The following is a 3,092-nucleotide window of genomic DNA, read 5'->3' as shown; positions in this document are numbered from 1 at the left end:
CGACGGCGCGGGCCTGCTCGCGGCCGCCCCAGACGGTCAGGTGGAACGGGCCCTGCAGGCGCAGGCTGGCGCCGATCATCTCGCGCCAGACGCGGACCACCAGGGCGGCGTCGGCGCCCTCGCGCGGCTCGCTGAGCAGGCGGCGCAGGAGCTGGGCTTCCCGGCCGGGCTTCAGGCCAAAGCGGCCGGCCGCGCCGGCGGCGGCCTTGGCCTCGGCGACGGCGCGGGCCAGGGCGGCGCGCTGGTCGACCAGGCGCAGCATCTCGGCGTCGATGGCGTCGATACGCGAGCGGACCTCGTCCAGCGATAGCGGCGCAGGCGTCGTCGTCGCCATGATCCTTCCCCGAACCCTCCCCCGGGAGGCAGGGTCGCGACCTAGGTCAAAGCGGCTGGGCGCGCAATAGGCGCGGCCTTCGCGCCCTCAGGCCGCCTTCGCCCCGCCGGCGCCCAAGGCGCTGACCAGCGCCGCGCGCAGGACCTCGGCCTTCATCGGCTTTTCGATGACGCCCAGCATGCCGGCCTGGATATAGGCCCGCGCCTCCTCCGGGTCGGCGTTGGCCGTCAGGGCGATGATCGGCGTCGCACCGGCAGGGCCTGGCATGGCCCGGATCGCGCGCGTGGCGGCGACGCCATCCATGCCGGGCATGCGGATGTCCATCAGGATCAGGTCGAAACGGCCGCCGCGGGCCGCCTCGACCGCCTGCAGGCCGTCGTCGGCGGTCTCGGTGGTGCAGGCCAGCATCTCGCACAGCGCCTGGGCGACGATGCGGTTGGTGGCGTTGTCGTCGACGATCAGCACATGGACCGACCGGCCGTCCTCCATGGCCCGGGCGTGCCGCGGCTCGGCGGCGCGGGCGGCGACGGGCAGGCTGAGGATGAAGCCGGCGGCGTCCGGTTCCTCGATCACCTGTCCGCCGAAGCCGGCGACCGCCTGCCGGGCGACCATCATGTCTAGAGCCACTTCGAGGCCGTAGCGCTCGGCCGCGGCGCGGGCGCGGGTCTCGAGATCCTGTTCCTCCCAGCCCGGCTGGCGCGGGCTGCGGAAGCGCGCCTCGAGCCGGCATAGCGGCCCGTCAGGCCAGGCCTTCAGCCCGATCTCGACGGCCGCCCGGCCGGCGCAGGCGATGGCCTTGCCGGCGAAGCCGTCGAACACCTGCAGCAGGCGGCGGGTGTCGGCCTCGACCATGGCCTCGGGCGGGCCGTCGTAGGAAACCAGCAGGGTGACGCGGCCCTGGCTGGCGCGGGCCTGCCAGCGCTCCTGCACGGCGTCCATCAGCGCCTGCAGGCCCACCGGCTCGGCATTGGACAGCAGATCGGCGCCTTCCAGACCTTGCAGGGCGGCGGCGCTGTCGAGGATGCGGTTCACGCCGCCGGCGGCGGCGGCGACCCCGGCGGCGCAGGCCTGGGCCTCCGGCGGCAGGCGATGGCGGCCGAGCTGGTCCACCAGCGCCAGAATGCCGTCCATCTGCTGCCGGATCTCAGCGCCGATGCGGTCGGTGAAGTACGCAGACAGGGACATGGGCTCGTTCGGCCGCCGAAATGACCGACAGGATCGCCGCGAGGCTTTGCGCAGTCGTTAAGATGCGTGGCTTTTCCGTGGCCTAAGCTGCGACGCGGGCTTTTCGCCGGCGGCGCCAGCGCGCATATGGGGGCCATGACCACTCCCGAGGGCGCCCTCGTCCTGTTCTCTGGCGGCCAGGATTCCGCCGTCTGCCTGGCCTGGGCCCTCGACCGCTTCTCGCGAGTGGAGACCGTCGGTTACGACTATGGGCAGCGCCATTCGGTGGAGCTTCAGGCCCGCGACGCCGTGCGCGCTCGGATGGCCGAGGCTTTCCCACATTGGGCTCCACGGCTGGGCGAGGATCATGTGCTGGAGATGCGCGGTTTTGGCGCAGTCGCGCAGTCGGCCCTGACCGCCGAACGGGCCATCGAAATGACCGCCAAGGGCCTGCCCTCGACCTTCGTGCCCGGGCGGAACCTGGCGTTCCTGATCTACGCCGCGGCCCTGGCCGACCGGCGCGGGCTGCGGGTGCTGGTCGGCGGCATGTGCGAGACCGATTTCTCCGGCTACCCCGACTGCCGCCGCGACACGCTCGACGCCATGCAGTCGGCGCTGAACCTCGGGATGGCCCAGGACTTCGTCATCGAAACGCCGCTGATGCGCCTGACCAAGGCCGACACCTGGGCGTTGGCGCAGGGGTTGGGCGGCCGGACCCTGGTCGACCTGATCCTCGAGCACAGCCACACCTGCTATCTCGGCGAGCGCGACCTGCGGCGGCCCTGGGGCTACGGCTGCGGGACTTGCCCGGCGTGCGAGCTGCGGGCGCGCGGCTACGAGGGCTGGCTGGCCGAGGGGCGGCCGGCGATCCGCGCATGAGCTACGCCGTCAAAGAGATCTTCCTCACCCTCCAGGGCGAGGGCGGCCAGGCCGGTCGCGCGGCGGTGTTCTGCCGCTTCGCCGGTTGCAACCTGTGGAGCGGGCGTGAGCAGGACCGCGCCGAGGCGGTCTGCAATTTCTGCGACACCGATTTCGTCGGGATGGACGGCCCTGGCGGCGGCCGGTTCGCCGACGCCGGCGCCCTTGCGGACGCCGTCGCCGCGGCCTGGGAAGGCGGGCCGCACGACCGCCTGGTGGTGCTCACCGGCGGCGAGCCGATGCTGCAGGTCGACGCCGCCCTGACCGCGGCGCTGCACGCCCGCGGCTTCTCCATCGCCATGGAGACCAACGGCACCCTGCCCGTGGCCGAGGGCGTCGACTGGATTTGCGTCAGTCCGAAATCGACCGCGCCCGTCGTCCAGACGCGCGGCGCCGAGCTGAAGCTGGTCTACCCGCAACCGAACGTCGATCCGGCCGGCTTCGAAGCGCTGGATTTCGACCGCTTCTTGCTGCAGCCGATGGACGGCCCGGACCGCGAGGCCAACACCCGCGCGGCCATCGCCTATTGCCTTGCGCACCCCCGCTGGCGTTTAAGCGTGCAAACCCACAAGTACCTCGGCATCGCCTGAGGCCCGTCCTCGGCCGCCCAGCACCCCATGACCGCACCCGTTTTCGAGATAACAAAGGCCGCGACGTTCGACGCCGCGCACTACTT

Annotated in this window: 4 protein-coding genes; 2 read left to right on the top strand and 2 right to left on the bottom strand. The window is 72.3% G+C overall.

Annotated features, from left to right (window positions below; all coding sequences use genetic code 11):
- Nucleotides 1-334 (bottom strand): chorismate mutase (locus ACILRF_RS15755; RefSeq protein WP_395674560.1); only part of this gene is annotated, 334 nt, incomplete at its 3' end.
- Between the two features lie 87 nt (nt 335-421).
- Nucleotides 422-1,519 (bottom strand): response regulator, encoded by a 1,098-nt coding sequence (locus tag ACILRF_RS15750; protein WP_395674559.1) that lies wholly within the window; start codon nt 1,517-1,519, stop codon nt 422-424.
- Between the two features lie 135 nt (nt 1,520-1,654).
- Between ACILRF_RS15750 and queC the strand changes: the two genes are divergently transcribed.
- Both queC and queE read left to right on the top strand, forming a co-directional pair.
- Nucleotides 1,655-2,377, top strand: a complete 723-nt coding sequence (gene queC / locus ACILRF_RS15745; protein WP_395674557.1) for a 7-cyano-7-deazaguanine synthase QueC — start codon at nt 1,655-1,657, stop codon at nt 2,375-2,377.
- A complete protein-coding gene (gene queE / locus ACILRF_RS15740; RefSeq protein WP_395674555.1) occupies nt 2,374-3,006 on the top strand; it encodes a 7-carboxy-7-deazaguanine synthase in 633 nt (210 codons plus the stop codon). The genes queC and queE overlap by 4 nt, the downstream gene beginning before the upstream one ends.
- Nucleotides 3,007-3,092: the final 86 nt, after the last annotated feature.

The organism is Phenylobacterium sp. (assembly GCF_044236515.1).
In the GTDB taxonomy this organism is placed as follows: domain Bacteria; phylum Pseudomonadota; class Alphaproteobacteria; order Caulobacterales; family Caulobacteraceae; genus Phenylobacterium.
Note: the sequence above shows the minus strand (reverse complement) of the source record. Positions and strands in the feature narration are given on the sequence as shown.

What these genes read in the sequence shown, in the direction of transcription:
- ACILRF_RS15750 (WP_395674559.1), bottom strand. Translation starts at nt 1,519, where the DNA reads ATGTCCCTGTCTGCGTACTTCACCGACCGCATCGGCGCTGAGATCCGG.
- queC (WP_395674557.1), top strand. Translation starts at nt 1,655, where the DNA reads ATGACCACTCCCGAGGGCGCCCTCGTCCTGTTCTCTGGCGGCCAGGAT.
- queE (WP_395674555.1), top strand. Translation starts at nt 2,374, where the DNA reads ATGAGCTACGCCGTCAAAGAGATCTTCCTCACCCTCCAGGGCGAGGGC.